This window comes from Streptomyces sp. NPDC058231, from assembly GCF_042882275.1.
In the GTDB taxonomy this organism is placed as follows: Bacteria; Actinomycetota; Actinomycetes; order Streptomycetales; family Streptomycetaceae; genus Streptomyces.
This window is the reverse complement of record NZ_JBHVWN010000063.1, coordinates 21,525-43,658: the sequence shown is the minus strand read 5'-3', so window position 1 is coordinate 43,658 and position 22,134 is coordinate 21,525. Positions and strand designations below refer to the sequence as shown.

Below are 22,134 nucleotides of genomic sequence, written 5' to 3'. Positions count from 1 at the left end.
GCCCTGGACGGGGCCGTCGTGGCCGATCGCGCGTCCGTCGGCCTCAAGCGGCGGCCGTGGCCGATCCGGCCGGCTCCTTCAGGGCCGCGTCCGCGTCGCCCGCCCGGTGTCGGCGCAGCAGTGTGACCGTCAGCACCGCACCCGTCAGCAGGATCGCCGCCCCTGCCACCGAGGCGTACTGCATGCTGTGCACGAACGCCTCCCGGCCCGCCGAGATCAGTGAGGCGTCCCCCGTCGCCAGGGCCCCGGGGAGCGTCTTGCGGGCAGCCTCCGGCGCCGAGTCCGGCAGGTCCGCGCCGTACACCGCGGTGGCGACCGCGCCCAGCAGCGCCATGCCCGTCGCACCGCCGAACTCCTGACCGGTCTCCAGCAGTGACGCGGCCGAACCGGCCTTCTCCGGCGGGGCGGTCGCCAGCGCCAGGTCCGAGACGAGCGCCATCACGGTGACGATGCCGGAGCTCATCACGGCCGAGCCGATGAGCAGCAGCCACAGCGAGTCCGTACCGGCCAGGGACAGCAGGGAGAACCCTGCGGCGGCGATGACGAACCCTGCGGCGATGACGTATCTGCGGTCGGTGCGCTGGGCGATCGCCGTGGCCGTCGGGGCCGCGGCCCCCACCGCCAGCGACGGGGCCAGGCTCCAGAGCGCGGCCTCCATCGTGGACATGCCGAGCACCGATTGCAGGTACTGGGTGGTGAAGAAGGCGGAGCCCATCATCGCGAACGAGGCGAGGGAGTTCAGGCCGATCCCGGCGGCGAACCCCCGGCCGCGGAACAGTTCCCGGCTGATCATCGCGTCCCCGCGGCTGCGCTGACGCCGGACGAACGCCCAGCCGATGAGCAGCCCCGCGGCGACGAGGAGAGCGTTGCGCGGGTCGAGTCCGTGCGCGGCGCTCTCCTTGACCCCGTAGATGACCGGCAGCACGGCCCCCATCGACAGCGGCACGCTCAGCAGGTCGAAGCGGCCCGGGTCCGGGTCCTTGAACTCGGGGACCAGCACCGGCACCAGGATCAGCAGCAGCACCATCGCGGGAACGTTGATCAGGAAGACCGAACCCCACCAGAAGTGCTCCAGCATGACCCCGCTCAGTACGGAGCCGAGGGCGATCCCGCCCGCCATGGCGCCGGACCAGATGCCGACCGCGCGGCTGCGCTGCTGCTCGTTGCGGAACATGTTCCGCACGAGTCCCATCGTCGAAGGCATCAGTGTCGCCCCGCCGATCCCGAGCAGCGCCCGCGCCCCGATGAGCATCTCGGGGCTCGTGGCGTAGGCGGCGGCGACGGACGCGGCACTGAACGCGACCGCCCCGAGGAGGAGCAGTTTGCGGCGGCCGATCCGGTCGCCGAGCGACCCCATCGTGATGAGCAGTCCGGCCAGGGCGAAGGCGTACACATCGAAGATCCACAGCTGCTGGGTGGCGCTGGGTGCGAGGTCCCGGTCGATGGAGGGGATCGCGAAGAAGAGGACGGAGACGTCCATCGAGACCAGGAGGAGAGGGAGCAGGAGGACCACGAACGCGGTCCATTCCTTGCGGCCGGCGAGGTCACTGGGGTCAGTGGTGGTGCTCGTCGCGTTCGTCATGCCAGGAAATATACGAGCGTTTAAAACAGCTGTCTAGTACGCCTGTGTAATACGTTTGTATGGAACATTGGGCAGCGGAAAACGCACTGGGCGGTCCACGTAAGTACATGGACCGCCCAGTGCGTTGTCTGTGCGCCGCCAGGGACTCGAACCCCGGACCCGCTGATTAAGAGTCAGCTGCTCTAACCAACTGAGCTAGCGGCGCCTGCTGACTCGAAAATAATACCTGGTCCTCGGGGGTGCTGATGACACGCTCCGCCGCGGGCGCCGGAGCCGCCCGGTGGCGCCGGCCGCCGGGCGCTCTAGAGGGCCAGTGACAGCAGGACCGGAGCCGCCCGCCGGTTCAGCGTGTCCGCCGCCGAGCGCAGCCGGTGCGCGTGCTCGACCGGCAGGGACAGTGCCAGGCAGCCCGCCGAGGAGCCTGCCGTGAGTGGCACGGCCGCGCAGACCGTGCCGACCGCGTACTCCTGGAGGTCGAGCACCGGGACCGTCGCGGGCTGGCTGTCCAGCTTGGAGAAGAGGGCCTTCTCGCTGGTGATGGTCCGCGAGGTGAGCCGGGTGATCTTGTGGCGGGAGATGTGGTCGCGGCGGCCGTTCTGGTCGAGCTGGGTCAGCAGGCACTTGCCGATCGCACTGGCGTGCGCGGTGGACCGGAAGTCCACCCACTCGTTGACCGCCGGGGTGCGCGGACCGTCGGCGTACTGCGTGACCTGGATCTCGCCGTCGACGTACCGGCTTATGTAGACCGCGGCGCCGACCGAGTCGCGCAGCTGGATCAGGGTCTGCTGAAGCCGGTTCGCCAGTGCCTGCCTGCGGGCGGCGCCGGAGCCGAGCTGCAGGAGGGAGGCGCCGATCACATAGGCGCCGTCGGACACCTGCTCGACATATCCTTCGCGCCGCAGCGTCAGCAGCAGCGAGGCGAGGTGCCCGGCCGGCAGTCCCGTCTCCCGGGAGAGCTGGCCGTCCGTCACACCGTCGCCGTGCTTGGAGACTGTTTCGAGAACGCGAAGGGCGAACTGCACCGAGTGGAACGGCGCGGTCGGTTCAGGCTTCAACGCCACGGTTTCCCCCCACCAGGTTGTGACCGCAAGCTTTTGCACCACGATAGCCGCCAACAGGTGTTTGAGGGGGGCCTGTTGATGAGTTCTCGGGGCGACCCGGCGTCGTCATCTGGGGCTCACCCGTACGGCATATGCCGGTGTCATTGACGACCGACGGAGGGCGAGGTCACGGCGGTGCGAGGAGGAACTCGCGCGTACGTTCGTACGCGGAGGCGGGAGAAGATTTTTCCGTCGAACCGGCCCCGCTGTCCGGGCCACCCGGACCGGGAGTGATGCCGGGGTCCGGGTAGGAACGGCCCAGGAAACCGGCAGCTGCCGGTGGACGGCGCCCCGACCGGACGTGGGGCGGGCGTGCTCGACATGGCGCGGGCCCTCCGCTCCGGGACGGCAGACCGCGCCTCGGGTCTGCTCGCGCAGCATGTCCTTGAACTGATGACCGCCGTCGAGGCGGCCGGTCCTGGCTTCACCGCCGTCACCTCGGGTCCCGGCCGCCCCGCACCGCTGCCCGCCGGCTGGGACCCGACGGCCGCGACGCCGCAACGCCGTTCAGATCGCTTCCGGCCGCCCGGCCCCGGCCCGTGCGATACGGGCGGCCAGGAAGGCGAATGCCAGAGCCAGGGCGGCCTGTACGGTCACGGCGACGGCGAAACCGTGGGGCAGTCCGGCGGCGGGACCGCCCGCCGTTGCGGTGGCCACAGCATGGAAGACGCCGCCCAGGAGCGCCACGCCCAGGCCGAGACCGAGCTGTTGCAACGTGGTGAAGAGTCCACCGGCGACACCCGCCGCCCAGGTCGGTGTGCGGGACAGGACCGTGCGGAGGACCGGCCCGTACATCAGGGCCTGGGTGACACCGAGCACGATCAGGAGCGGCTGCAGGGCCGACGGGGTCCCACCGTGGGTGCCGCTCACGGTGAGGGCGAGGCCCAGGAGCACAGCCGCCTGCCCGATGGCCGCACCCGTCATCGTCCAGCGTCCGGTGCGGCGTTCCACGGCCGGCAGGGCGAGGGCGGTGACGACGAACGCCGCGCCGAACCCGAGCAGCAGCACGACGGCACCCCAGGCGTCCACGCCGAACGCGCCCTGGGAGAGCGCCGAGAACTCGTACAGGAAGGCCCCGTAACCGGTGAAGAACAGCAGCGTCATGATCAGGCCCTGGCTTACGGCCGGGGTGCGCAGCACGCTCGGCGGTACGACGGGCAGTTCGTCGCGGCGTTCGGCGGCGCGTTGCGAGCGGGCGAAGACGGCGAGCACCGCACCGCCGGCGGCCAGCATCGCGAGCACCGGGGCAGGACCGCCCGCGGAGGTGCCGAGCGTCAGGGGCACCACGACGAGGAGCAGGCCCGTGCCGAGGAGCGCGGCCCCGCGCAGATCGAGCGCGAGCGGTGCCGTCGAGCGCGACTCGGGCACAGTGCGCAGGGCGAGCAGCGCGGCCGCTCCTATCGCCCCGGTGAGCATCTGGACGAGCCGCCAGCCCCAGTGGTCACCGGCGGCCTGGGCCACGGCGCCCGCGAGGAGCTGTCCGGTGACGGTCGCGATGCCGCTGACGGCGGCGAACAGTGTGACGCCCAACGCCCGCAGCTTCTCGGGCGCCGTGGACTGGATGGTGGACAGGACCTGCGGGGTGAACAGGCCGGCGGCGATGCCCAGTACGGCGCGCAGCACGACGAGTGTGACCAGGTTCGGTGCGAGTGCGGCGAGCACGGAGGCCACGCCGAACGCGCCGACACCGGCCGCGAGCAGCCGGCGCCGTCCGAACCTGTCGCCCAGGCGCCCCGCGACGACGAGGGTCGCGGCGAACGCCGTGGTGTACGCGGACAGCACGAGCTGCCCGCCCGACACGGTCACGCCGAGGTCCGCGGTGATCGCGGGTTCGAGCAGGTTGACCGACCCGAACGTCATGTTCACGGGCAGGTAGGCGACGAGCAGGACGGCGAGGCCGGCGCCGGTGAGGGCGCGCGCCGGGTGCGGCGCCACGGTGTGCGCGGCGGGAACTGTCTGTGCGGTCATGAACACGACCCTGCGCCCCCCGTCATCCTGGTACCAGGAGCCTGGTTATAGAGGTACCAGCACTACCTGGATCCACCGGCCCCGAGACATGACACTGGGGTGGTGACCGCTTCGACACCCGACCGCAGCGCCCTCGGCGCCTTCCTGCGCGCCCGCCGCGCCCGCGTCACCCCCGGTGACGTGGGCCTGCCCGCGGGCGGCCGGCGCCGCACACCCGGTCTGCGGCGCGAGGAGGTCGCGCAGCTCGCCGGAGTCGGGGTCACCTGGTACACGTGGCTCGAACAGGGGCGGGCCAAGAACGCGTCCGACCAGGTACTGGACGCGGTGGCGCGCGTCCTGCGCCTGGATGCCGCCGAGCACCGGCACCTGATGGTGCTCGCGGGCCGTGGCACGGCCACCGAGCCAGGACCGCCCGTGGACCTGCGCCCCGAGCACACCGCCGTCCTGGCGAAGCTGCTGCCGTACCCGGCCGCCGTGCAGACCGGCTGCTACGACCTGGTCGCGGCCAATCGCACCTATCGGTACCTGTTCGCCGACCTGGACGCGTACCCGGTCGAGGAACGCAACTGCGCATGGCTGATGTTCACCGAACCGAGCTGGCGCAACAGCCTGGTCGACGAGGACACCGTCCTTCGCGAAATCACCGCGAGGCTCCGCACCCGCCAGCCGGAACACCGCGACGACCCCCGCTGGAACGCGCTGATCACCCGGCTGCGCCAGGAGTCTCCGGACTTCGTGCGGCACTGGGAGTCGTACGAAGTCGTGGGCGACCGCACCCAGCTGCGCCGCTACCGGTCACCGCGCGTCGGCGCCCTCGACGTCCAGTTCCAGAGCCTGTGGCTGGACCGGGCACGGGGCGAGCGGATCATCGTCATGACGCCCTCCGATGCCGCCACCGCCCAGCGCCTGGAACGCCTCGACTCGCTGGTCGGCGCCGCACCGGCGTGGACCTCCCGCGGCGACTCCGCCGACGGTTCGGCTGCCGGGGCCTGACGACCGGCCCGAAGCCTGAGAGCTACGCTCCGCCGCCGTACGTCCGTGGGTCCGGGCACCCCGCCGGTTCGAGGGTGTGCGCCGACAGGCCGCCCGGTGTCCGGGGTCGAGCAGCAGCGGCCCCTCGGCACCCGTCCTTCACCGATGGGCTGCTGCGGCGGCGTATCAACGCCCAGCTCAACTGAGAGGGGTCCCGCCACAGCCTCGCCCGCAAGATCTCCCACGGTCAGAAGGGCGAACTCAAATTCCCGGGGCGTCGAGGACATCCGGCGAGGGGACGTGGCCCCGCCGCTTGTCGACGACGTTCGGCAGCGGCTCCCCGGCCGCCCACCGTTCGTACATCGCCACGAACTGCTCACCCAGCCGGTCCCGCCAGCCGACGGTGTCCCCGCTCATGTGCGGCGACACGATCAGCCCCGGCACGTCCCACAGCCCGCTCCCCCGATCCAGCGGCTCCTGCCGGAACACGTCGAGGGCCGCGCCGGCGATCCACCTCCTGCGCAGCGCGTCGGCCAGATCGTCCTCGACGACCAGCGGTCCGCGCCCCACGTTGATGAAGCGGGCCGACGGCTGCATCAGCCCGAAGAACCGCGCGTCGAACATCCCGTGCGTCTGCTCCGTCAGCGGCGCCGCGCAGATCACCCAGTCGGCGAGCGCCGCCAGCCGGTCCAGATCCTCGACGCCGTGGATGGTGCGCCGCGCGGTGCGTCCCACGAGCGCCACCTGCACCCCCAGCGCGATCAGCAGCCGGGTGATCTCCCGTCCGATCGGCCCGGCCCCGACCACCACCGCGCGCGCCCCGGCGACCTGCTGCGACTCGCGGTGGTGCCAGTGCCGCCCACGCTGCGACTCCAGCGTGCCGGGGACGTCCTTGGCGAACGCCAGCACCAGTCCCAGCACGTACTCGGCGATCGGCTGCTCGAAGATGCCCCGCGCGTTGGTCAGCACGGTGTCCGATTCGGCCAGCTCCGGGCAGAGCAGCCGGTCCACCCCCGCGCTCGCCGTATGCACCCAGCGGGGCCGCGGCCCGGCCCCCGGCCAGGCGGCGCGCACCGCGTCGGAGGTGAAGTCCCAGACGAGCAGGGCATCGGCGTGCGGCAGCTCCCCGGCGAGGCCGGCCCCGTCCGTGTAGCGGATCCGGGCCCGTCCGGTCAGGGCGCCGAGCCGGGGCGGGGGATCGGCGTCGAGGACGAGGAGCGTGGGCTCTGGCATCAGAGGGCGGTCGTTTCGTCGACGTCTGAGATATGTGGATTGACCACGCTTGCACCCGCGCACGCCCCCGTCAACGGCAGCGCCGCCGTCGGTGCGGACGCCGGAGGAATACTGGGCAGAGAGGAGGGCAGCGGCAGTACAGCGATCCCGCAGCACAGGAGGGCGCATATGACGACCGTCGGATTCCTCTACCCGGGCCACTTCGCCGACGACGACTTCCCGCGCATGGAGGTCATCCTCGACACCACCATCAGGCTCGTCGTGAACCGGACGGAGCCGGGCGAGGACGACCACCGCACCGGCACCCTGCGGCAGCGGGGTGCCCCCGAACGCCTCGCCGCCGGGGTCGAGGAGCTGCGGCGGGCCGGCGCCGAGTCGGTGGTCTGGGCCAGCACCGGCGGAAGCTGTGTGTACGGATGGGAGGGCGCCCGCGAGCAGAGCACCACCCTGGCCCGGGCCGCGGGCCTGCCCGCGTCCAGCACCTCGCTCGCCTTCGTCCACGCGGTACAGGGACTGGGTGTCGCACGGGTCGCGGTCGCCGCACCCTGGTCCGAGGAGACCGCCGGACTCTTCACCGGCCTCCTGTCGTCCGCGGGTGTGGACGTGGTCGCCACGCACAGCGGCGGTGCCGTCACCGCCGCCGAGGCCGCCGCGTGGGGCGTGGACCGGCTGAAGGAACTCGTGGTCGCCGCGGACCGCCCGGAAGCCGGGGCGGTGCTGCTGCCGGGCAACGCCGTGCACACCGCAGCGCACATCCGTGACCTGGAGGAACTCCTCTCCAAACCGGTCCTCACCGCGAACCAGGTGGCGGTGTTCGAGGCGCTCCGGCTGGCGCGTCGCCGCGCTTGGGCGCCACAGCTGGGCGCGCTCTTCGCCGCTCGGGAGGCGCCGCCCGCCCCTGCCGGGAGGACGATCGACGGGGAATAAACGGAGACAACCTCCTGTTAGCTCTCCCCGGACGTACGAGCATCACCGGAGAGGCCTTCACGTGGAAAAGAACCGAGGCGACGACATTCGCGGCGGCGTCGGGGGAACGGCTTCCGTGCCGCTCTCGGTGCTCGACCTGGTGACGGTGGGGCAGGGCCGCACCGCGACCCAGGCCCTGCGTACCAGTGTGGACATCGCACAGCTCGCCGAACGCCGTGGCTACCACCGCCTCTGGGTCGCCGAGCACCACTCCATGCCCGGCGTCGCCTCGTCGTCCCCGGCAGTGATCCTGGCCCACCTCGCCGCCCGCACCGAGCGGATCCGGCTCGGCTCCGGCGGGGTGATGCTGCCCAACCACGCGCCGCTGGTCATCGCCGAACAGTTCGGCACCCTGGAGGCCATGGCCCCCGGCCGCATCGACCTCGGCCTCGGCCGCGCCCCCGGCACGGACGGTGCGACCGCCGCCGCGCTGCGCCGTACGGACCGGCTGAACGAGGGCGCCGACGACTTCCCGCAGCAGCTCGCCGAGTTGACCCGGTTCCTGGACGACGACTTCCCCGACGGCCACCCCTACGCGCGGATCCACGCGGTCCCGGGCCCGGTGCAGGGTCCTGCGGGCCGTCCGCCGATCTGGCTGCTCGGCTCCTCCGGCTTCAGCGCGCGGCTGGCCGGCGTCCTCGGCCTGCCGTTCGCCTTCGCCCACCACTTCTCGGCGCAGAACACCGTTCCGGCGCTCGACCTGTACCGGGAGTCGTTCAAGCCGTCGGCGGTGCTGGACGCCCCGTACGCCCTCATCGGTGTGTCGGCGCTGGCTGCCGACGAGGAGCGCGAGGCCCGCCGCCAGGTGCTGACCGGCGCCCTGTCGATGGTGCGTCTGCGCACCGGCCGCCCGGGTCTGGTCCCGACCCCGGAGGAGGCGGAGGCGTACCCCTTCAGCCCGATGGAGCAGGAGTTCGTCGACAGCTGGCTCGGCAATGTCATTTACGGGACGGCGGACGAGGTACGCGGCGGCCTGGACGACCTGGCGAAGCGGACCGGGGCGGACGAGCTGATGATCACGGCCAATGCGCACGGCGGGGACGCGCGGCTGCGGAGCTACGACCTGATCGCCGACGCGTACGGGCTGCCCGCCTGAGAACTGCCCGCCCGGTCGCCCCGTTCGCGGGCGACCGGGCGGACCGCGGGCGTGGAAGGGCGCGGCCCGCTCAGTGCTGCAGGGGGCTGGCGCCGATCAGTTCCGCGATGCGTTCCGGGGCCACCGCCCGGGAGTAGAGCCAGCCCTGTCCCGTGTCGCAGCCGATCCGCCGCAGTCGTTCGGCCTGCACCGCGGTCTCCACGCACTCCGCCGTCACCGTCAGCCCCAGCCGGTGCGCGAGCTGCACCATCGCCTCGACGATCGTCTCGTCGGCGGGACTGGGGTGCGCTCCGTCGTCGTAACGGAAGCCGCGTACGAACGAGCCGTCCAGCTTCAGTACCGAGACCGGCAGCCGGCTCAGGTAGGCCAGGTTCGAGTAACCGGTCCCGAAGTCGTCGATGGCGATCCGGACCCCCATGTCGCTGAGCTTCTGGAGCGCCTCCAGCGGGCGGCCCGCCGAGCCCATCACCGCGGACTCGGTCAGCTCCAGCTGCAGCAGCCCGGGCGCGAGGCCGGTCTCCGTCAGGATCTCCGCGACATCGGTGACCAGGTCGGAGTCCCAGACCTGCCGTACGGCGACATTGACGCTGATGAACAGCGGCGACTCGGCGGGATGATCCAGCTGCCAGCGTCTGGCCTGGCGGCAGGCCGACCGCAGAACCCACCGGCCGAGCTGGACGATCGAGCCGTCCTCCTCGGCGATGGCCACGAACCGGTTCGGCGAGAGCATGCCGAACTGCGGGTGGTTCCAGCGGACCAGGGCCTCCACCCCGCGTACGACCCCGTCCGCCATCCCGACCAGTGGCTGGTACTCGATCGTGAACTCGCCGCGTTCGACGGCCGGCCGGAGCGTGGACGAGAGCGCCTGCCGGGTCATCCGGTGCGCGTTGCGCTCGGGGTCGAAGAGCGTCCATCGGGCCTTGCCGTCCGCCTTCGCCCAGTACAGCGTGGTGTCGGCGGCCTGCATCAGACCGGTGGCCGAGGTCCCCGCGACGGCCCGCTCCACCACCCCGATCGACGCCGACACCTCCAGCCGCTGGCCGGCCAGGTCGAACGGCTTCTGGAGCGTGGCGAGCACCGCCCGGGCCAGGTCGGTGAGCTGCTGCGTGCCGGCGGACTCCTCGACGAGGATCGCGAACTCGTCGCCGCCCAGGCGTGCCACGAGCGAGCCGCCGGGGCGGTGCGGGCTCTCCCGTTCGGCGCAGTCGGTGAGCCGGGCGGCGACGGCGGCGAGCAACCGGTCGCCGATCCGGTGGCCCAGGGTGTCGTTGACGGCCTTGAAGCCGTCCAGGTCGAGGTAGCAGAGGCCGATGCGGCTGTGCCGCGGGAGGCTGTCGTCCTGGTACGGCGGGGATTCCAGGGCGGCGGAGAGCCGCTCGAAGAACAGCGTCCGGTTGGGCAGCCGGGTCACCGGGTCGTGCATCTGCAGATGCCGCAGCCGTTTCTGCAGCTCGCGCCGGTCGCTGATGTCGGTGATCGTGAGCAGCACGGCGGAGCGGCCCGGGACGCCCGCACCGGTCCCGGCGCCGGCTTCGGTCCCGGTCCCTGCCTCGGTCTCCGGCATCGGCACGACGGTGATCTCGGACCACATCGAGCGGCCGTCGGGATGCTTCAGCCTCCGGGTGCAGCGGAACCGGGAACGCCGGCCGCGCAGCACCTCGCGATAGGCGTGCCAGGTACGGACGTCGGACGCGAGGTCGAGCAGATCGGACGCGGACTGGGCGGCCAGTGCCAGGGCATCGGAGCCGAGCAGGTCGCCGAGGGCATCGTTGGCGGTGACCACCAGACCCTCGTGGTCGACGACGGCCATCGGGAGGGTGGCAGCCCGGAAGGCGGCCCGGTAATCGGCGGCCTCCGCAACCACCCCAGTATCACTCTCCGTGATCGGCGATCGTGCGGTAGGGGGTGCTGTGCCTGCCGGGGGCCTCGGCCCTTCGGAGGTTCCGCTCACCGCTCACTCCCGCCGTGCAGTTCTGTCCCGAACAGTTGTGGTCGGACTGGCCAGCCGCGTGGAGCGCCGTTGCCGGGGGCGGAAACCACGCAGGAAAGCGTGGTGAAGCATAGATGCTGTTGTCCGGCCCGTTCCAGCTCCGCAGCCGTTCCGGCCCCGAGGAGCGACCCGCATGGGCCATTGGCGCATGGCTCAGGTTTGCCCATGATTGATCGTTTATGAGTGCCTATGCCAGCTTTAGTTGCCCCCGGGTTGATCCAGAGCCCGCTTCCCGTCGACGCGGTGATCAAATGTGACTGTCCGTAAAGAGGCTTGCGCGAGTCGCCCCCTGACACGGGTGGGGCAGCACAACAGGGCGTACACCCCCGAACCGGCACAGGCTGGAATGCGTGTCCCCGCATTCTGCACCCGGAGGTTGATGTGCCGCGTCAGCACGGACCCGGGGGAGTGGAGAAGCCGAGTCCGCGTGCCGTGGTGGCCGGCCTGGTCTCTCTCCTGGCGCTCGCCGCCACCTCCCTCGTAGCGGGTCCGGCCGTCGCGGCCACGGGTGATGTGGGTCCGTGCGCCCTGCCCCGGACCTCGGCCCACCACTCGCTGGGACTGGACGAATGGAACGACGCCTACCCGCGCCCCGACCACGCCCTCGACGCCGTAATGATCTTCCTCTCCTTCCCGGACGCGCGTCCCGTCACCACCCCCCGCGAGCTCGCCGCCGACTACTTCCCCGCCACCACCCGGTTCTTCCAGCGCGCCTCGTACGGGAAGTTCACCCTGCGCCCGCATGCGCAGCCGCGGTGGATCCAGATGCCGCACCGCTCCACCTGGTACGGGATAAAGCGCGACTGGGACAACAAGCGGCGCAGCGCCTATCTGCGTGACGCGATCGCCGCGGCCGATGACCAGGTCGACTTCGCGAAGTACGGCATCGTCTATCTGATCGCCGACCCGGACGCGCCCGGTGTCGATTCCGACGCCACCAAGGTCGTCAACTTCGACCGGCCGCTGCACGCCGACGGTGCGGACATCGGTCGGCTCGTCACCGTCTTCGAACAGCACCCGCCGGACCGCAACGTGCTGGCCCACGAGACCGGGCACGTCTTCGACCTGCCCGATCTCTACCACCGGCCGTCGGACGGCAAGGGCGACTGGGACACCTACGTCGGCGACTGGGACGTGATGGGCAGCCAGTTCGGTCTGGCGCCGGATCTGTTCGGCTGGCAGAAGTGGAAGCTGGGCTGGCTGGACCGCAGACAGGTGGCGTGCATCCAGCACGACCAGGACATCACCCTGGAACCGATGGCCGCCGTGCCGGTCCCCGGCGCGTCCATCGGGACCCGGCTCGCGGTGATCAGAACCGGCGAGGGCAGCGCGGTGGCCCTGGAAGCCCGGAGCGCCATCGGCAACGACCGGGCCACGTGCACCGAAGGGGTGCTGCTCTACCGGGTGCGCAACGAGACGCCGTCCGGCGGCGGCCCCATCCAGGTCATCGACACCCACCCGCACTCCGACGCCTGCTGGGACCAGTCGGTCTACCCGCCGCTCGCGGACGCGCCGCTGCGGGTCGGTGAGACGTACTCCATCCCCGGCGAGCACACCAGGATCGAGGTCGCGGACCGGACGCCGTCGGGTGCGTGGACGGTCCGGATCACCACCGGTACGAAGTAGGCCCGGCAGATCCCGGCGCGGAAAACGAAGAAGCCCCCCGCTTGCGCGAGGGGCTTCTTCCGTCTGTGCGCCGCCAGGGACTCGAACCCCGGACCCGCTGATTAAGAGTCAGCTGCTCTAACCAACTGAGCTAGCGGCGCCTGCTGACGTCGTAGACATTAGCACCCTGATCGGCGGGAGGAAAAATCGAAATCCGAACAGCTCCGGGAGGCGTCGACCGGGTCACCCGCACACAGGCCCAGAGCAGGACGTCAGGGCCCGGAAGCCAAGGGTTGCGGGTGTCGGGGGCGACCACCCAGCGGGGGCCGGCGGCAGCGGAGCCGCAGGCCAGGGGCGGGACGGTCACCGCGTCGCCGGTGCCGTGGCAGAGCAGCGGCGGCATCCGGCCCTCGCGGTCCGCGGCCTCCCGGAGCGGTTCCGGACCCTGGTCCTCACCCGGCCTCGGAGCGCCGCCCCACTCCTCCCAGTCGAGCAGTGACGGCAGCCGCTGGGCGGTGCCCGGGGCGGCGAAGAGCAGCATCCGCCCGCGGTGCGTGGCGACCGGTCCGGAACCGGGTCCGTCCGCCCACAGATGCTCCAGCATCCGTCGGCCGAAGAGCGCGGGCACATTCACCACGTCGAACGCCGACCCGCACGGCAGCACGCCGGGGGAGCCGGGGTGGGCCTCCCACTGGGCGAGCGTGGAGCGCGGATAGGCCGAGGCGCCGGCGAGCCAGGCGGCTCCGGCGGCGGTGACCTGCGCGCTCTGGTCCCCGGCCTGATCCCGCAGGGCGGTGAAGACGTCGACGCCGTGGTGGGTGCCGGTGCGGGATCGGGTGCCGGACCCGGTGCGGGGACACGGGGTCGATTCGTCTGCCAGCCATGCGCTCATGCATGCAGGTCTACCGGGAGTGACGGTCCGGATTCCGAGAGTTGTCGGAAAACGGGACAGGGTGGGGTGGGGAGGAGTATCTTGCGCGCGGGCATATGCCCCTGGCTGTACCCGGAGTCAGACCCCGGCGGCGGCCGGACGCACCGGGGTCACCGCCGTGCCTCACGGGGGCAGAGGCCCGGCGGCCCGGCTGCGCGGCGCGCGGCCCGGCGCTGCGGCGTCACGGCTTCATGCCGCCCATCAGGCTCCGGCCGAACTCGACCATCTTCTTCGCGTAGTCCTCGGTCCACTCCGCGCGCTGCGCGATGTCGGCCGTGGTGAGCCGGTCGAACCGGCGCGGGTCGGCCAGCTGGGCGGCGGCGATCGCCTGGAACTCGACCGCACGGTCGGTCGCTGCCCGGAACGCCAGGGTCAGCTCCGTGGCGCGCGCCAGCAGTTCCTTCGGGTCCTCCATTGACTCCAGGTCGAAGAAGTGCTCGGGATCGGCGACGGCTGCCGACGGCTCGAAGAGCAGGGGCGCGGGGCGCATCCGCTGCTGCTCGTTCCGCTCGGGTTGTGCCATGTGATGTTCCTCCTCGGATCGGCCCGACGGCCACCCTCCATTGTCCAACCCGGCGCAAGTGCGCTTCGAGGGCGGTGCGAGGGGGCGCTCGCCGGACGCCGCCCGCCGCGCCGCGCGCCCCCGGCGCCCCGGTGGGGTCACCTGGTCCAGGCCACCCGGTGCTCCGCGAGGTGGGCCAGGACGGCATGGTTCGCCTCCCAGCCGTCGGGGAACTTGACCGTGACCCCCAGCTGGACCGGTTCCGTCGACGGATGTTCGTCCAGCAGCTCCGCGACGCCGGCCCGGCAGACCACGATGCAGGCGTGGCGGTGGCGGGACGCCAGGACGCACAGCCGGCCCGTCTCCAGGTGGAACGCCGTGGCGTCCGGGCGTCCGGACAGCGGGTGCAGGACGACCGTCACATCGAACTCGCGTCCCTGGAGCCGGTTCGCCGTGTCAACCGCCACACCCGTCACACCGAGTTCGGCGAGTGCCGCCCGGACCGCCGCCGCCTGGTCCCGGTGGGCGGTGCCCACCGCGACCCGGTCCGCCGTCACCGGGACCGGATCGGGGGAGCGCTCGCTCGTCGCCGCGCCGCCCCGGTCCAGCAGCCGGCGTACCACCAGGGCCACCGCCCGTACCGCCTCCGGATCCGTGCGCGGAGTGTGCCGGGCCGGGAGTTCGAGCAGACCCCAGCCGGACTCCGCGGCCTCGTCCAGCACCCGGTCGGGGGCCGAGCCGTCCGACGGCACACCGAACGACAGCCGCCGGTCGCCGTGGTCCGTGCCGCTGCGGAACGGGGTATACGGGTAGAACGCGTCCGAGACCAGCCGCGCGGCCGACGCGGGCAGCCGCCACGACACCGGAAGCCGGCGCTGCGGAAGCTCCGGGTTGTGCGCCAGCAGTGTCGACACCGCGCTCGCCGACGGGTCGTACGACAGCCCGGCCCACTGCTCCGCACCGACGATCGAGAACGGGTCCAGCTGGCCCGGATCGCCGACGAACAGCGCCCGTTCGAAGAGTCCGGCGACGGCCAGCAGCGCGTCCGAGCGCATCTGGTACGCCTCGTCGACGATCGCGTGCCCCCACGGCTCGACGTTCTTCACGTGCGCCCACTTGGCCGCCGTCGAGATGACGACGTCGAGCCCGGCCAGATCCGCCGCCTTCGCCGATTTCCGTACGTTGGCCAGGCCGTCCAGTGCTTTGTCGTACGGGTCGGTGTCGCTGCTGTGCAGACGGCCGACCGGCAGCCCGGGGTCCTTCTCGGCCAGCCGGACCACCAGGTCGTCGACCTGTGCGTTGGTCTGGGCGACCACCATCAACGGGCGCCCTGCGGAGGCGAGTTCGAGCGCGGCACGCACCACGAGCGTCGACTTGCCCGCGCCCGGCGGGGAGTCCACCACGATGCCGCGGGCCGTGCCGTTCAGCGTGTCGTCCAGGATCTGGGCGGTGGCCCGTCCCGCTGCCGCGCCCGGGTCGAATACGGCCGTCACAGAAGGTCCTCCGGGGTCACGGGGTCAGGGCTCTCGGTGTGCCCGGCGGCGGCTCCCGGCGGACCGCCGTGCGTCCAGGGCGTCTCCTCCGGGTCCGGCAGCTTCGGGCCGCCACGCTGGTCGTGCTCGAACAGCGTCCAGGCGATCCGGTCGCCCGGATCCGGCAGCGAACCCGGGGCCGGCTCCTTGCTCCGGCCCATCCGGTCGGTGATCCGCAGCACCAGCAGCCGCTCCTGCGCGTCCGGGAGGTCCGCGCCGGTGTACGCCACGAACTCGGCGGTCTGCGGCTTGCCGTCCAGACTGCGGTACACCTTCGTCCCCTCACCGAGGTGCGGGCGCTCGTCCGTCCGGACCGTGACCAGCGGCCGCGGCGACGGCCGCTTCGACTCGCTGTACGCCATCACCACATCCGTCACCTCCCCGACGAACGCCTCGCCGGCCAGCCGCCGCCCGGCCAGCACCAGCGGATCGTCCAGCGCCTCCTGGGCCTCCAGCTGGGCCTGCGCGGTCTCCCGCGAGGCGAGCTTCTGCGCTGCCGTCACCGCGTCGTCCCGGCGCGGCTGCGGCGGCTCCCCGGCCCGCACCCGGTCCCGGTGGGCGGTGAACGACCAGCGGTCCCGGGTCCAGCGGTCCTCGGCCCTGGCCCCGGCAGGCAGCCGTTCCACCAGATCGAGCCCCCGCCACACCGCGTCCCAGGTCGGCCGCAGCACCCCGGCGAGCAAACCTCGGATCTCCCGCTCGGCGGCGGCGAGTTCGGCGAGCCGGGCGTCGGCCGCCAGTCCGTCCTCGGCCGCCGCCAGCGACGTACGCGCCCGGTCGTACCGCTCGATCGCGGGCGCGAGCAGCCGGTTGTCGAACGCCGGGTCCGTCGCCGGGCCGGCGGGCGGGCAGACCAGCTGGCCGCCGCCGTCCCGCGACAGTTCGGCCCGGAGCGCGGCCTCCGCGCCCGAGCCGCCCGCCGGAGGGTCGATCCAGGCGAGCAGCGCCCCCAGATGCTGGTCCTCCAGCGAGGACTGCCCGGTCGCCCAGTGCCGGTTGAGCAGATCGGTCACGGCGAGGAGCAGCGAGGAACCCGGCACCCGGGCCCGTTCCCCGTAGTGCGTCAGCCAGCGGCCCAGCAGCGGGACGCGGGGCGGAGCCGGGTACGGGGTGTCCGGGTCGTCCTCGGCGGTGCGACGGAACCGCATGGACCGGCCGAGCAGCCGGACGAATTCCAGCCCCGCGCGGCTCGGCACGATCAACTGCGGTGCGTCCGTGCACAGCTCGACCTCGACCCTGACCTTCTTCCCGGTCCCGGGGTCGGTCTCGTTGCGTTCGGCGGGCTCGACCACGTCCGCGTACGCCTCGATGTGCGGCAGGACCGCCTCGGCCAGTTCGGCGAGGAACACGAAACGCAGTTCACGGTCGCGCGGCTGGGCCACCACGAGCAGCCGGGGCGCGTCCCGGTCGGTCCCCACCAGGGCGCCGAGCGGGGCGCCCGCCTCGCCGGCGGTGGTGAGCGGTACGAGGACGAGCGGCCGGCCGGTGAGATGGCGGTGCCGGACGGTGGCCAGCGGCTGTGCCCGTCCGCTCTCCACGGCCTCCAGCCGTGCCAGGATGCTGATCAACGACATGCCGGGCTGCCTTCCAGGAGTGCGCCGTTCTCCAGCGCCTGCGCGCGCAGGGCCGCCGCCCGGCGCAGCGCGGCGACCGTCGGATCTGCCGGATCGCCCTCCTTGCCCGCTGCCGCGGCCAGCACCTCGCCCACCGTCGTCAGACCGCCGAGCTCGCCCCGCACGCTCCGCCCCAGAGCCTCCACCGCACCGGCGGCCCGCGCCTTCGCCCGGCAGTGGAAGGCCAGCTCGCAGGCGGCCAGGCACTCGGGCGCGTACGCCGCCTCGACCGCCTCGACCGCCTCGGTCAGCTCCCGCGCCGGGCACGCCGGGTCGAAGGTGGCGCCCTCGGGCAGCCCGGCGGCGATGTCCTCGATCCGGGTCAGCCGGGTCAGCTGGCGGAGCGTGACCGCACGCTGCTTGCGAACGTCGACGACGGACGCCGTCGGGAGGTTGGAGAAGTCCTTCGGGCAGACCAGCAGCACCCGGTGGCGGACCTCCGCACCCGCCGTGACCGCAGCGATCCGCTCCAGGGCCAGCACGTACACGGCCGACTGGCGGGCCGCCGCGCCGACCTTCGCGGCGTCCGCCGAACTGTCGATCATGGGGAACGACTTGATCTCCACGACCGTCCACCGGCCGTCGGGGTGCACCACCACCGCGTCCGGTTCCAGATAGGCGGGCGAGCCCGCCACCTCCAGGGCCAGCATGGGGTGGTCCAGCAGCGCCCAGCCACCGGCCGCGGTGGCCTCCCGCAGCGCCAGCGCCGTTCGGGCCGCGCGGCCCTCGGGGCCGGCCGCGGCCAGATCCGGCACCAGGACCTCGTGCGGCGCCGGGGCGTCCCCGCCGAGCCGCTCGTACAGCAGGCGCATCAACTCCGTGCCGCCGTCGGCCTTGACCCTCGCCTCGAAGGCGTTGCCCCGCATGAACGCGAACTGCGACTGACCGAACGCGGCGGGAGCGCCGAGCGCCTCGGCCAGCGCGGCCTTGTCCACCCCGGCGCCGTCCAGCAGCGCGCGCCGTCTGCAGCCGGGGTTGGCGGCGAGGGCGGCCAGCGCGCGGGCGTCGAGCGGATGCGGCGCGACCGCCGGGCCGCGCAGTTCAGCGAGCCGCTGCCGGAGCGTCGTCGCCTGCTGCGGCGGCGGCCGGTGCCGCGCTGCCGGTGGAGTCTGCGGAGGAGGTCCGCTGGCCGGGGATTCGCTCACCCGTAGAAGTCTTGCATCCGGCACTGACAATCGGGGAGTTCCCGGCCGGGGAGGCCGGTGCGAAGCGGGTCGCTGCCGCCGCCCCGACCAGGTCGGCGAGCCGCATCACCGGCTTGGTGAGCAGGGCCCCGACGCCCATCACGGCGGCGCCCGCGACCGCGTCGAGGAAGTAGTGGTTGGCGGTTCCCATCACGACGAACGTGGTGACCAGCGGGTACGCGATGCCTACGGCCCGGACCAGCGGGTGCCGCCCGTGGCGCCAGAGCAGGATCCCGCACCACAGCGCCCAGCCGACGTGCAGACTCGGCATCGCCGCGTACTGGTTGGTCATCCAGCCCATGCCGCGCGGCGCACTCGCCTCGGTGCCCCACCAGCCGTACGAGCTGTACTGGGCCATCGTGTCGACGAAGCCGTGCGTGGCGTGGAGCAGCCGCGGCGGGCAGGTCGGCATCAGCGCGAACCCGATCAGCCCGAGCAGCGTGGACGTCATCAGCCAGGTGCGGGCGGCGCGGTACGCGGCCGAGTGGCGCCGGTAGATCCATATCAGGACGGCCGGGGTGACCACGTAGTGCAGCGAGGCGTACGCGAAGTCGGCGGGTATGCCGATCGTGGCGTGCGCGGTCATCAGACGGTTGAGGGGATGCTCGGCGTTGAGGAAGAGCGTCTTCTCCAGATGCAGTATCCGCAGCCCGTGGTCGACGGCGGTCGCCACATCGCTGCGGACCAGCAGCCGGCCCGCCGAGTAGACCGCGTACACGACCGCGATCAACGGCAGCTCGGCCCACCATCGAGGCCGGTGCCGCGATGCGGGAGCGGCGGTGGCAAGCGACATCCGGATGCTCTCCATCATGTGTTCATGCGCCCGACGGCGGGCGTTCAACCGTACGGCGCGGGTCCGTGGCGAATCCCTCCGGGGTCCCCTGCGGGCACCCGCGCGTGCGGAGCCGCCTCCGCGATGAGAGGGACGTCGGTCCGGCCCCGGAGGTTGCCTGCCGGGCACGTGAGCGATGATGGACAGAGGCGGGCGACCCGTCCCTGTTGTCGTTTTCTCCGATCCAGTTCCAGGGGGAGCCGTCATGGCACCGCGTATCCTGCTCGCCCGGCACGGCCAGACCGAATGGTCCGTCAAGGGCAATCACACCGGCAGGACGGACATCCCGCTGCTCGACGCGGGCCGCGCGGGGGCCAAGCTGCTCGGTGAGCGTCTGCACCGCAAACCGTGGGCGGACCTGCCGGGCCTCGAGGTCCGCACCAGCCCGCTCGTCCGGGCCAGCGAGACCTGCGACATCGCCGGCTTCGCGGACCGGGCGCAGCCGTGGGACGCGCTTCTGGAGTGGGACTACGGGGCGTACGAGGGCCTGACGCCGGCCCAGATCCAGGCGATCCGTCCGGGCTGGTTCATCTGGCGCGACGGGGTCCCGGAGGGCGAGACCCTCGCCGAACTGTCCGACCGCGCGGACGAGATCGTCGCGTGGGCCCGTTCGGCCGACCGCGATGTGCTGGTCTTCGCGCACGGACACATCCTGCGCGCACTGGGGGCGCGATGGCTGGGCGAGGACGTGTCGTTCGCGTCCCGCATCCGGCTGGACCCGACCTCGCTGTCGGTGCTGGGGTGGGCGTACGGGGCGCCGGCCCTGGAACGCTGGAACGACACGGGGCACCTGGACCGGTAGCCCCCGCCGGCGCGGTGCGGTGCCCGGACGGGTCCGGGCCGGGGCACCCTCACACCGCAGGGTGTTCCTGCGCCCCGGCCTCCTCCTCGTACCGCTCCAGGAACGCCGTCACATCCGGTGCTCCGCGCCGCACCCGGAGCATGCGTACCGCCCCGTCCAGCAGCGCCCGGATCCGGGACGACTGGACCTGGCCGAGCAGGTCGAGCACCTGGTGCCCTGCCGCCGCAGCCTCCGCCGCGCTCCCCGCCTGCGCCAGGTCCGTCGTCAGCTCGGCCCGGTACAGCGCCAGGTTCCGGGTGAAGTGCGGGTCCTGGAGCTGCGTGGCCCGCCGCGCGTGACGCACGGCCCGGGGCCAGTCGCCCAGCGCCGACCAGCACTGTGCCTCCAGCATCTCCAGCTCCGCCTCCCGGAAGAAGGTCATCCATTCGGGGTCGGTGTCGCCGGGGCCCCGCCCGAACGCCTCGTGCGCCCGGCCCAGCGCCCGTTCGCAGCCGCCGCGGTCCCCGAGCCCGGCCCGGCCGCCGGCCTCCCGCAGCGCGAGCAGTGCCAGCAGCCGCGGTGAGCCGAGCGACGCCGCCGCCCGCTGTCCGGCCTCCGCCGCCCGCACCGACTCCCGCGGCCGCCCCGTGTCCCTGGCCAGGAACGACGCATTGCAGAAGGCATGGGCCTCCAGCGCCGCGTCACCGGCCACCCGCGCCGTCGCCAGCGCCTCCGCGTAGTGCGAGCGGGCGTCGTCGAAGCGCCCGGAGTCGTGGGCCAGCCATCCCACGGAGATGGCCAGCTCACCCGCCCCGGCGTGCAGCCGGTCGGACGTGGCACGGCGGGTGGTCGTTCCGGCGTCCAGCAGCGCGTAAGCCGCTCGCAGCGGCTGCGCGGCCCGCCGGTAGAGACGGCCGGCGCCGTGCCGGTCGTCCAGCAGCCGGATCTGCCGTACCGCCTTTTCGACCGCGGCCACCTCGGCCTCGCCGATGCGCCGTTGTGGGGGTACGGCAGCGGCGGCGGCGACGCCTGTGATGCCGAGGCCGAAGCCCAGGGATGCGGCCGCCATCGCGGTGGTGCCGCTCGTCATGAATACGCGACGCAGCACGTCGCTCTCCTCGTCGGTATCGCTGTGGAGCGTGGGGGGCGGTGGGGTGTCGGGGGCGTCGGCAGCGGCGCGTGCCCCCCGGCCGCGTACGGTCTCGCGCGCCGAGAAGCCCAGGTCCGCCAGGGTCAGCCCGGGGAACATGTGCAGGAAGACTCGCTCGTACGCGTAGTTGGGGCAGCGGATCTCGCCGGACTCCACGCGTCCGATGTACCGGGCGTCGCACGCGACCTGCTCGCCGATCTCGCGGGCGGACCTGCGTACCGCGGCAGCGAACTCCCCGGCGGAGCGCGGACCGCGCAGCCGCCGGAAGGCGAGGTTGGGAACTGCCCCTGTCAACACCATGGCTGGGCCCTCTCTGGTGCGAGCCGGGCGCCTGATTCCGGTGTCCCGGCGGAGCAAGAACGTACCTGCTGTGACGACCCGCACACGCAGTGTTTACCAATAAAGCGGACATCTCGCCCGTGATCCGCCATGAACTGCCACCCTTTGCGGCGGCGCGGCACCGTAGCCCTTGACGTAGTCGACGCGTTGGTTCATATGGAGACGGAGTCCTGCTCCGCCCGGCGATGAGAGGAGAGGTCCCTTGTTGCATCTCGGCACGGAGACCGGCCTGCGGACGACTGCGGCCACCACTGCGGCGGTGACCGATTCCCGGCCTGCCGGAGGCGAACCCGACACCCCCGCGCCCGTCGCGCCGGAGTGTGCACCGCACCCCGGCGCCGGATTCTGCGACCTGGTGACCGTCCCGGCCCGCCAGGGCCTGGAAGCGGTGGACATCCTGCGCCGCGGCACCGACCAGGAGGCCGTCGGCCCGGTCCTGCACGACGGCGCCTGCGACACCCTCGGCTTCCTCGTACCGCCGGGCACCGCCGAGGCGTGGGACGTACCGGGCAGTGCCTGTACGCAGACGAACGGCCGCGGGCTCCGCATCCCCGCCGAGCCGCCGGTCTCCGGAGGCTGCTGGCTGCTGCCGCCCGCCGACGACGCCCCGGTCACCGATCCGGCCGCACTGCGGGCCGCCCTCGACCAGGCGGCCCGGATGATCGAGGCGGCCGACAACTGCTGCTGAGCCCATAATGGCCAGGTGAGCGGGTTCCCCCGCCGCTTCCGGTCCGGCCACCGGTCCGGAGCGACGAGCA

Annotated in this window: 18 protein-coding genes and 2 tRNA genes; 6 read left to right on the top strand and 14 right to left on the bottom strand. The window is 72.6% G+C overall.

Annotated elements, in window-relative coordinates:
• Positions 1–43 precede the first annotated feature (43 nt).
• From ACFVXE_RS30555 to ACFVXE_RS30540, 4 genes are all read right to left on the bottom strand, one after another.
• Entirely contained in the window at positions 44–1,582 is a 1,539-nt protein-coding gene (locus ACFVXE_RS30555; RefSeq protein ID WP_389676030.1) for an MFS transporter, read from the bottom strand.
• A gap of 131 nt (positions 1,583–1,713) precedes the next feature.
• Positions 1,714–1,787, bottom strand: a tRNA-Lys gene (locus ACFVXE_RS30550).
• A gap of 97 nt (positions 1,788–1,884) precedes the next feature.
• On the bottom strand, positions 1,885–2,643 hold the full coding sequence (locus tag ACFVXE_RS30545) for an IclR family transcriptional regulator (protein WP_389676028.1): 759 nt from the start codon (positions 2,641–2,643) through the stop codon (positions 1,885–1,887).
• A gap of 546 nt (positions 2,644–3,189) precedes the next feature.
• Entirely contained in the window at positions 3,190–4,650 is a 1,461-nt protein-coding gene (locus ACFVXE_RS30540) for an MFS transporter (protein WP_389676026.1), read from the bottom strand.
• Between the two features lie 102 nt (positions 4,651–4,752).
• Here ACFVXE_RS30540 and ACFVXE_RS30535 point away from each other — a divergent pair, with 102 nt between their 5' ends.
• Positions 4,753–5,643, top strand: coding sequence for a helix-turn-helix transcriptional regulator (locus tag ACFVXE_RS30535; protein ID WP_389676024.1), 891 nt, complete (start codon positions 4,753–4,755; stop codon positions 5,641–5,643).
• Between the two features lie 240 nt (positions 5,644–5,883).
• On the opposite strand, the gene ACFVXE_RS30530 is transcribed toward ACFVXE_RS30535, so the two are convergent.
• Positions 5,884–6,855, bottom strand: a complete 972-nt coding sequence (locus tag ACFVXE_RS30530) for a D-2-hydroxyacid dehydrogenase (protein WP_389676022.1) — start codon at positions 6,853–6,855, stop codon at positions 5,884–5,886.
• A 168-nt stretch (positions 6,856–7,023) separates the two neighbouring features.
• Here ACFVXE_RS30530 and ACFVXE_RS30525 point away from each other — a divergent pair, with 168 nt between their 5' ends.
• Both ACFVXE_RS30525 and ACFVXE_RS30520 read left to right on the top strand, forming a co-directional pair.
• Positions 7,024–7,782, top strand: coding sequence for a decarboxylase (locus tag ACFVXE_RS30525; RefSeq protein WP_389676020.1), 759 nt, complete (start codon positions 7,024–7,026; stop codon positions 7,780–7,782).
• A 61-nt stretch (positions 7,783–7,843) separates the two neighbouring features.
• A complete protein-coding gene (locus ACFVXE_RS30520; protein ID WP_389676019.1) occupies positions 7,844–8,917 on the top strand; it encodes an LLM class flavin-dependent oxidoreductase in 1,074 nt (357 codons plus the stop codon).
• A gap of 70 nt (positions 8,918–8,987) precedes the next feature.
• Here the strand turns inward: ACFVXE_RS30520 and ACFVXE_RS30515 are convergent, their stop codons facing one another.
• Complete coding sequence (locus ACFVXE_RS30515) at positions 8,988–10,727, bottom strand: putative bifunctional diguanylate cyclase/phosphodiesterase (RefSeq protein WP_389676032.1); 1,740 nt, start codon at positions 10,725–10,727, stop codon at positions 8,988–8,990.
• 588 nt (positions 10,728–11,315) lie between these two features.
• Here ACFVXE_RS30515 and ACFVXE_RS30510 point away from each other — a divergent pair.
• Positions 11,316–12,533 (top strand): M6 family metalloprotease domain-containing protein, encoded by a 1,218-nt coding sequence (locus ACFVXE_RS30510; RefSeq protein ID WP_389676017.1) that lies wholly within the window; start codon positions 11,316–11,318, stop codon positions 12,531–12,533.
• Between the two features lie 66 nt (positions 12,534–12,599).
• Here ACFVXE_RS30510 and ACFVXE_RS30505 read toward each other — a convergent pair.
• The 7 genes from ACFVXE_RS30505 to ACFVXE_RS30475 form a co-directional block, all read right to left on the bottom strand.
• Positions 12,600–12,673: transfer RNA gene (locus ACFVXE_RS30505), tRNA-Lys, on the bottom strand.
• A complete protein-coding gene (locus ACFVXE_RS30500) occupies positions 12,664–13,404 on the bottom strand; it encodes a bifunctional DNA primase/polymerase (RefSeq protein WP_389676016.1) in 741 nt (246 codons plus the stop codon). The genes ACFVXE_RS30505 and ACFVXE_RS30500 overlap by 10 nt, the downstream gene beginning before the upstream one ends.
• Positions 13,405–13,624: 220 nt before the next feature.
• Positions 13,625–13,966, bottom strand: a complete 342-nt coding sequence (locus ACFVXE_RS30495) for a hypothetical protein (RefSeq protein WP_389676014.1) — start codon at positions 13,964–13,966, stop codon at positions 13,625–13,627.
• Positions 13,967–14,103: 137 nt separating this feature from the next.
• Positions 14,104–15,438, bottom strand: coding sequence for an AAA domain-containing protein (locus tag ACFVXE_RS30490; RefSeq protein WP_389676012.1), 1,335 nt, complete (start codon positions 15,436–15,438; stop codon positions 14,104–14,106).
• Positions 15,435–17,051 (bottom strand): hypothetical protein, encoded by a 1,617-nt coding sequence (locus ACFVXE_RS30485; protein WP_389676010.1) that lies wholly within the window; start codon positions 17,049–17,051, stop codon positions 15,435–15,437. The genes ACFVXE_RS30490 and ACFVXE_RS30485 overlap by 4 nt, the downstream gene beginning before the upstream one ends.
• Complete coding sequence (locus ACFVXE_RS30480) at positions 17,042–18,235, bottom strand: hypothetical protein (RefSeq protein WP_389676009.1); 1,194 nt, start codon at positions 18,233–18,235, stop codon at positions 17,042–17,044. The genes ACFVXE_RS30485 and ACFVXE_RS30480 overlap by 10 nt, the downstream gene beginning before the upstream one ends.
• Positions 18,132–19,067, bottom strand: a complete 936-nt coding sequence (locus tag ACFVXE_RS30475; RefSeq protein WP_389676007.1) for a phosphatase PAP2 family protein — start codon at positions 19,065–19,067, stop codon at positions 18,132–18,134. Before ACFVXE_RS30475 ends, ACFVXE_RS30480 begins: the two co-directional genes overlap by 104 nt.
• 244 nt (positions 19,068–19,311) lie before the next feature.
• Between ACFVXE_RS30475 and ACFVXE_RS30470 the strand changes: the two genes are divergently transcribed.
• Entirely contained in the window at positions 19,312–19,908 is a 597-nt protein-coding gene (locus tag ACFVXE_RS30470) for a histidine phosphatase family protein (RefSeq protein ID WP_389676006.1), read from the top strand.
• Between the two features lie 49 nt (positions 19,909–19,957).
• On the opposite strand, the gene ACFVXE_RS30465 is transcribed toward ACFVXE_RS30470, so the two are convergent.
• Entirely contained in the window at positions 19,958–21,337 is a 1,380-nt protein-coding gene (locus ACFVXE_RS30465; protein ID WP_389676004.1) for a tetratricopeptide repeat protein, read from the bottom strand.
• 241 nt (positions 21,338–21,578) lie between these two features.
• On the opposite strand from ACFVXE_RS30465, the gene ACFVXE_RS30460 reads away from it, so the two are divergent.
• Positions 21,579–22,064, top strand: a complete 486-nt coding sequence (locus ACFVXE_RS30460; RefSeq protein ID WP_389676003.1) for a hypothetical protein — start codon at positions 21,579–21,581, stop codon at positions 22,062–22,064.
• Positions 22,065–22,134: the final 70 nt, after the last annotated feature.

What these genes read in the sequence shown, in the direction of transcription:
- ACFVXE_RS30555 (WP_389676030.1), bottom strand. Translation starts at nt 1,582, where the DNA reads ATGACGAACGCGACGAGCACCACCACTGACCCCAGTGACCTCGCCGGC.
- ACFVXE_RS30540 (WP_389676026.1), bottom strand. Translation starts at nt 4,650, where the DNA reads ATGACCGCACAGACAGTTCCCGCCGCGCACACCGTGGCGCCGCACCCG.
- ACFVXE_RS30530 (WP_389676022.1), bottom strand. Translation starts at nt 6,855, where the DNA reads ATGCCAGAGCCCACGCTCCTCGTCCTCGACGCCGATCCCCCGCCCCGG.
- ACFVXE_RS30525 (WP_389676020.1), top strand. Translation starts at nt 7,024, where the DNA reads ATGACGACCGTCGGATTCCTCTACCCGGGCCACTTCGCCGACGACGAC.
- ACFVXE_RS30515 (WP_389676032.1), bottom strand. Translation starts at nt 10,727, where the DNA reads ATGGCCGTCGTCGACCACGAGGGTCTGGTGGTCACCGCCAACGATGCC.
- ACFVXE_RS30500 (WP_389676016.1), bottom strand. Translation starts at nt 13,404, where the DNA reads ATGAGCGCATGGCTGGCAGACGAATCGACCCCGTGTCCCCGCACCGGG.
- ACFVXE_RS30495 (WP_389676014.1), bottom strand. Translation starts at nt 13,966, where the DNA reads ATGGCACAACCCGAGCGGAACGAGCAGCAGCGGATGCGCCCCGCGCCC.
- ACFVXE_RS30485 (WP_389676010.1), bottom strand. Translation starts at nt 17,051, where the DNA reads ATGTCGTTGATCAGCATCCTGGCACGGCTGGAGGCCGTGGAGAGCGGA.
- ACFVXE_RS30475 (WP_389676007.1), bottom strand. Translation starts at nt 19,067, where the DNA reads ATGTCGCTTGCCACCGCCGCTCCCGCATCGCGGCACCGGCCTCGATGG.
- ACFVXE_RS30470 (WP_389676006.1), top strand. Translation starts at nt 19,312, where the DNA reads ATGGCACCGCGTATCCTGCTCGCCCGGCACGGCCAGACCGAATGGTCC.
- ACFVXE_RS30465 (WP_389676004.1), bottom strand. Translation starts at nt 21,337, where the DNA reads ATGGTGTTGACAGGGGCAGTTCCCAACCTCGCCTTCCGGCGGCTGCGC.